Origin of the sequence: Proteus sp. G2626 (genome assembly GCF_009915985.1) — a bacterium.
Taxonomy (GTDB): domain Bacteria; phylum Pseudomonadota; class Gammaproteobacteria; order Enterobacterales; family Enterobacteriaceae; genus Proteus; species Proteus vulgaris.
The window spans coordinates 1-6,175 of record NZ_JAABNH010000014.1 but is presented as its reverse complement, the minus strand read 5'-3'; the positions used below and the strand labels follow the sequence as shown (position 1 = coordinate 6,175).

The 6,175-nt window shown below is 41.5% G+C and carries 3 protein-coding genes, 4 tRNA genes, 2 rRNA genes and 1 pseudogene; 9 read left to right on the top strand and 1 reads right to left on the bottom strand.

Features of this window, described 5'->3' with window-relative positions; translation table 11 throughout:
* The 4 genes from GWJ05_RS07750 to birA form a co-directional block, all read left to right on the top strand.
* A 23S ribosomal RNA gene (locus GWJ05_RS07750) occupies nucleotides 1-1,685 on the top strand; the annotation flags it as partial.
* A 116-nt stretch (nucleotides 1,686-1,801) separates the two neighbouring features.
* Nucleotides 1,802-1,917 (top strand): 5S ribosomal RNA (gene rrf, locus GWJ05_RS07745).
* A gap of 162 nt (nucleotides 1,918-2,079) precedes the next feature.
* Nucleotides 2,080-3,114 (top strand): UDP-N-acetylmuramate dehydrogenase, encoded by a 1,035-nt coding sequence (gene murB, locus GWJ05_RS07740; RefSeq protein ID WP_036933231.1) that lies wholly within the window; start codon nucleotides 2,080-2,082, stop codon nucleotides 3,112-3,114.
* Nucleotides 3,111-4,073 (top strand): bifunctional biotin--[acetyl-CoA-carboxylase] ligase/biotin operon repressor BirA, encoded by a 963-nt coding sequence (gene birA / locus GWJ05_RS07735; RefSeq protein WP_115370527.1) that lies wholly within the window; start codon nucleotides 3,111-3,113, stop codon nucleotides 4,071-4,073. The genes murB and birA overlap by 4 nt, the downstream gene beginning before the upstream one ends.
* A 120-nt stretch (nucleotides 4,074-4,193) precedes the next feature.
* On the opposite strand, the gene coaA is transcribed toward birA, so the two are convergent.
* Nucleotides 4,194-5,141, bottom strand: a complete 948-nt coding sequence (coaA, locus tag GWJ05_RS07730; protein WP_036933235.1) for a type I pantothenate kinase — start codon at nucleotides 5,139-5,141, stop codon at nucleotides 4,194-4,196.
* A gap of 437 nt (nucleotides 5,142-5,578) precedes the next feature.
* Between coaA and GWJ05_RS07725 the strand changes: the two genes are divergently transcribed.
* From GWJ05_RS07725 to GWJ05_RS07705, 5 genes and pseudogenes are all read left to right on the top strand, one after another.
* Nucleotides 5,579-5,654 (top strand) — tRNA-Thr (locus GWJ05_RS07725).
* Between the two features lie 13 nt (nucleotides 5,655-5,667).
* A tRNA-Tyr gene (locus GWJ05_RS07720) sits at nucleotides 5,668-5,752 on the top strand.
* A gap of 82 nt (nucleotides 5,753-5,834) precedes the next feature.
* A tRNA-Gly gene (locus GWJ05_RS07715) sits at nucleotides 5,835-5,909 on the top strand.
* Between the two features lie 5 nt (nucleotides 5,910-5,914).
* Nucleotides 5,915-5,990: transfer RNA gene (locus GWJ05_RS07710), tRNA-Thr, on the top strand.
* A 121-nt stretch (nucleotides 5,991-6,111) separates the two neighbouring features.
* Nucleotides 6,112-6,175: pseudogene (locus GWJ05_RS07705) on the top strand (GTP-binding protein); the annotation flags it as partial.

Genomic DNA, 6,175 nt, shown 5'->3' with positions numbered 1-6,175 from the left:
CTGTGAGGTATGCTGGAGGTATCAGAAGTGCGAATGCTGACATAAGTAACGATAATGCGGGTGAAAAACCCGCACGCCGGAAGACCAAGGGTTCCTGTCCAACGTTAATCGGGGCAGGGTGAGTCGACCCCTAAGGCGAGGCTGAAAAGCGTAGTCGATGGGAAACGGGTTAATATTCCCGTACTGGTGGTAACTGCGATGGGGGAACGGAGAAGGCTAGGTTGTCCGGGCGACGGTCGTCCCGGTTCAAGCATGTAGGCAGAGTGATTAGGCAAATCCGGTCACTTAATGCTGAGGTGTGATGACGAGCCACTAAGGTGGTGAAGCAATTGATGCCCTGCTTCCAGGAAAAGCCTCTAAGCTTCAGGTTACCAACAATCGTACCCCAAACCGACACAGGTGGTCAGGTAGAGAATACTCAGGCGCTTGAGAGAACTCGGGTGAAGGAACTAGGCAAAATGGTGCCGTAACTTCGGGAGAAGGCACGCTGGCGGTAAGTGAAGTCCCTTGCGGACGGAGCCGAAGCCAGTCGAAGATACCAGCTGGCTGCAACTGTTTATTAAAAACACAGCACTGTGCAAACACGAAAGTGGACGTATACGGTGTGACGCCTGCCCGGTGCTGGAAGGTTAATTGATGGGGTTATCCTTAGGGAGAAGCTCTTGATCGAAGCCCCAGTAAACGGCGGCCGTAACTATAACGGTCCTAAGGTAGCGAAATTCCTTGTCGGGTAAGTTCCGACCTGCACGAATGGCGTAATGATGGCCAGGCTGTCTCCACCCGAGACTCAGTGAAATTGAACTCGCTGTGAAGATGCAGTGTACCCGCGGCAAGACGGAAAGACCCCGTGAACCTTTACTATAGCTTGACACTGAACATTGAGCCTTGATGTGTAGGATAGGTGGGAGACTATGAAGTGTGGACGCCAGTCTGCATGGAGTCAACCTTGAAATACCACCCTTTAACGTTTGATGTTCTAACCTAGGTCCATAATCTGGATCGGGGACCGTGTCTGGTGGGTAGTTTGACTGGGGCGGTCTCCTCCTAAAGAGTAACGGAGGAGCACGAAGGTTGGCTAAGCATGGTCGGACATCATGCGGTTAGTGCAAAGGCATAAGCCAGCTTGACTGTGAGAGTGACGGCTCGAGCAGGTACGAAAGTAGGTCTTAGTGATCCGGTGGTTCTGAATGGAAGGGCCATCGCTCAACGGATAAAAGGTACTCCGGGGATAACAGGCTGATACCGCCCAAGAGTTCATATCGACGGCGGTGTTTGGCACCTCGATGTCGGCTCATCACATCCTGGGGCTGAAGTAGGTCCCAAGGGTATGGCTGTTCGCCATTTAAAGTGGTACGCGAGCTGGGTTTAGAACGTCGTGAGACAGTTCGGTCCCTATCTGCCGTGGGCGTTGGAAGATTGAGAGGGGTTGCTCCTAGTACGAGAGGACCGGAGTGAACGCACCACTGGTGTTCGGGTTGTCATGCCAATGGCATTGCCCGGTAGCTAAGTGCGGAAGAGATAACCGCTGAAAGCATCTAAGCGGGAAACTTGCCTCGAGATGAGTCTTCCCTGTCACCTTGAGTGACCTAAAGGAACGTTTAAGACTAAGACGTTGATAGGCTGGGTGTGTAAGCGTAGCGATACGTTGAGCTAACCAGTACTAATGAACCGTGAGGCTTAACCTGACAACACCGAAGGTGTTTTGTCTGAGAGACGAAGAGTAGATAAAGTAGGCTTGTTTAAGATTGATATTACTGGCGACTGACCGAAAGGAAAGAAGCGGGTAATAAAACCGAATTTGCTTGGTGGCCATAGCGCAGCGGTCCCACCTGATCCCATGCCGAACTCAGAAGTGAAACGTTGTAGCGCCGATGGTAGTGTGGGGTCTCCCCATGTGAGAGTAGGGAACTGCCAGGCATTAAATAAGACGAGAAAGCCAACCCACTGGGTTGGCTTTTTTGCGTTTAAAGCCACTTTAAATATCAATATATTTTCTCGCCTCTAATCAATTATCACTTTGCTATCCTCGACGATACTTGGCTGTTAAACTAAGATATCAGCTAAATGAGGTAGACTTTCATGAAAGAATCGGTTTCATTGCAAGCATTTAATACATTTGGTTTGAGAGCAAAAGCTCACCAAATAGAAACTGCAAATAATAAAGATGAGCTTTGTACATATTGGCAAAATGCTCATGAGCAGAAATTGCCCGCCCTTATTCTAGGTGGTGGTAGCAACGTATTATTTACTGAAGATTTTAATGGTATTGTTATCCGTAACTGTATTGCTGGTATTGAAATTACGGAAAATGAACAATATTGGTCTGTTCATGTTGGTGCGGGTGAAAATTGGCATGGGCTTATTGAAATTCTGTTAGAAAAGAATATCTATGGGTTAGAAAATTTGGCGCTGATACCCGGAAATGTGGGTTCTGCGCCAATACAAAATATCGGCGCTTATGGCAAAGAATTAAAAGATGTTTGTGCTTATGTTGATATTGTTGAGTTAAGCACAGGCTACGTTCATCGATTAACTAACAAAGAGTGTCAGTTTGGTTATCGTGATAGTATTTTCAAACATCATTACCAGCAAGGCTTTGCTATTATTGCTGTTGGCTTGCAACTTAGTAAAAAATGGGAGCCTATTCTAACATATGGCGATTTATCAAAATTACCATTAGAAACGGTAACGCCGAAAGATGTATTTAGGTCTGTATGCTCGATGAGAACAAGTAAACTTCCCGATCCTGCCATAACAGGTAATGCAGGTAGTTTTTTCAAGAATCCAATAGTTGGTACTCGTATTGCACAGCACTTAAAAACAGAATACCCCTTCTGCCCTCAATATGTTCAACAAGATGGTGTAAAACTTGCAGCAGGTTGGCTGATTGATCAATGTGGTCTTAAAGGTCATCAGATTGGTGGTGCTGCTGTTCATATGAAGCAAGCACTTGTTCTCATCAACAAAGACGGTCTAGCTACAGGAAAAGACATTGTTAATTTAGCTGCATATATACGCCAAAAAGTTCTAGAACGCTTCGGTGTACAATTAGAGCCTGAAGTTCGTTTTATTGGTCAACATGGCGAAATCAATGCGGTGGACGCTATTTCATGAAAGAAACACCAACTCCTTTATTATTAATTGCGCTCCTTGCTGATGGAAATATCCATTCAGGAGAGCAATTAGGTGAAAGCTTAGGAATGAGTCGTGCAGGCATTAATAAGCACATTCAAACATTACGTAGTTGGGGCATTGATGTTCAGACAGTTGTAGGGAAAGGATACCAATTAGATGCACCAATGAACTTATTGAATGCGGATATTGTGAATCAGAATATTAAAGGTAACCCTGCGAACGTTATTCCTGTTATTGATTCTACAAATCAATATCTAATGCAACGTATTAGTGAATTAACATCGGGAGATGTTTGTATTGCTGAATATCAGTCTGCGGGACGAGGGCGAAGAGGGCGTAAGTGGATCTCTCCTTTTGGTAGAAATTTATATTTGAGCATGTACTGGAAACTTGAACAGGGGCCCGCAGCTGCAATAGGTTTAAGTTTAGTTGTGGGTGTTATCATGGCTGAAGTATTACAAAAACTTGGCGCAGAAGGTGTTAAAGTTAAATGGCCAAATGACCTCTATTTAAATGATAAAAAGCTCTCAGGTATCCTAGTTGAGTTAACAGGAAAGACAGGTGATGTTGCTCATATTATAACGGGTATTGGGATCAATATTGCGATGAGCAAAAATCAAAATGAAGCAATTAACCAGCAATGGATTAATTTAGAGCAAGTTGGGATCAAAATTGATAGAAATGAACTTGCTTGTGAAATTACCAATGCATTAAGGGATGCATTTGTTCAGTTTGAAAAACAAGGCTTATCTGTTTTTATCGAACGTTGGAAAAGTTTAGATAATTTTATGGATAGGAGAGTAAAACTCATTATTGGTGAAAAAGAAATCTTTGGTGTTGCCAAAGGTATCAATGATCAAGGCGCTTTACTTTTAGAACAAAATGGAAGTATTACACCTTATATAGGTGGTGAGATTTCGCTAAGAAGTGCACCTTAATGCTTTAAATGGCGTCGAACAGCTTAAATGGAAAAAGCTTTCTCTAGTCGGAAAGCTTTTGTTTATTTGCATTATTTACTCTATCTAGAGTTAATAATATTTACAAATAATTGTTTAGTTTTATTTACGCAATCTAACATTGCTAATTGTATGATTATCACCTTTGGTTAAGATCAAACTCGCTCTTTCTCTTGTTGGCAAAATATTTTGTTTTAAATTTAATCCGTTAATTTCTTGCCAAATAGACGAGGCTATTTTTATAGATTCTTCTCTGCTTAACTTAGAGTAATTATTAAAATAAGACTCTGGATCGGTAAACGCACCTTCTCTAAACTTTAAAAAACGACTGATATACCAGTGTTTTAGTAATTCTTCTTCAGCATCAACATAAATAGAAAAATCAACATAATCAGATACGAAAACATTATGTGGATCATGAGGATAATCTTGATTGCTTTGTAAGACGTTTAATCCTTCAAGGATTAAAATGTCAGGTTGTTCAATGACCTGTTTTTTATCTGGAATAATGTCATAAACTAAATGAGAGTAAACAGGCGCAGTGACTCGTTTCTTCCCTGATTTAATATCAGAAACAAAGGAGACGAGGCTATGCATATCGTAGGATTCAGGAAATCCTTTTTTCTTCATTATGTCACGTCTTTTTAGTTCTGCATTAGGTAAAAGAAAACCATCTGTAGTAATTAAATCAACTTTACGATGCTCTGGCCAACGCGTTAAAAGTGCTTGTAGTAAGCGGGCTGTCGTACTTTTGCCCACAGCGACACTACCTGCTATACCAATAATATATGGAATTTTAGCACTTTTTGTGCCAAGAAATTGTTCTAAGACAGCTTGACGGCGTAAGTTAGAGCTAATGTAAAAATTGAGCAACCTTGAAAGAGGAAGATAAATTTCAATAACATCCTCAATAGAAATTTCTTCGTTAATCCCTTTTAAGTCGATAATTTCTTTCTCTGTCAGCGTTAAAGGAACAGAATCTCTTAATGTTGCCCAGTGCTTTCTGTCAAATTCTAAATAAGGGGTTATAAAGCGTTCTTTGTTATTCATAAGCCAACATCAGCCTAGTCTTCGCAGGTTGGACAGGCTGTTTAAAACACCCGTATCCGATAAAAAATAAACAGCATCATAACGAGTCATGCTTCATTGGCGTAGATATTTTTTAAAATTTTTCTACTTTTTTTGACACGAACTGAATAAATTTATAAAAAAAGTATAAAAAATAGGCATGAAAATCATTTTTTGGCGTAGACTAGTGTGTGTGTCACTCATTTTTTTCTAAAAATTTATTGAACACAATAAATTTAGAACTTAAAAGATAAAGTTAGCATTAAAATTTATCTTGAATTGTTGTTGTCATTTTGGTCGTTTTTTTCCTAAAAAATCAACAATTCAATCAAAAGTGAACAAAATCTAAGCAAAAGAACAAATATCGCAATTTTTTTGTTGCATCATGATGAAAGTCCTCCTAGAATGCGCACCACTTAGCCGGCATAGCTCAGTTGGTAGAGCAACTGACTTGTAATCAGTAGGTCCCGAGTTCGACTCTTGGTGCCGGCACCATTAAAATTTAGTTGGTGGGATACCCAAGCGGCCAAAGGGAGCAGACTGTAAATCTGCCGTCACAGACTTCGAAGGTTCGAATCCTTCTCCCACCACCATTAATTCCTTATTTAAGTGTTTTCAAACAGTAAACACTTAAGTAGAATACAAAGCTGATTTTAAGTCAGGTAGCCGAGTTCTGCGGGCATCGTATAATGGCTATTACCTCAGCCTTCCAAGCTGATGATGCGGGTTCGATTCCCGCTGCCCGCTCCAGATGTGCTGATATAGCTCAGTTGGTAGAGCGCACCCTTGGTAAGGGTGAGGTCGGCAGTTCGAATCTGCCTATCAGCACCACTCCTTCATGTTCTTGCCTTCCTGATTAAAATCTTAACAAGCAATAGCTAATCGCTAATTTACTTACTGCTTGGTTGATGTGGTGTAACCACCGATTCCGTGTCTTAGAGGGACAATTTAAATGTCTAAAGAAAAATTTGAACGTTCAAAACCGCACGTTAACGTTGGTACTATCGGCCACGTTG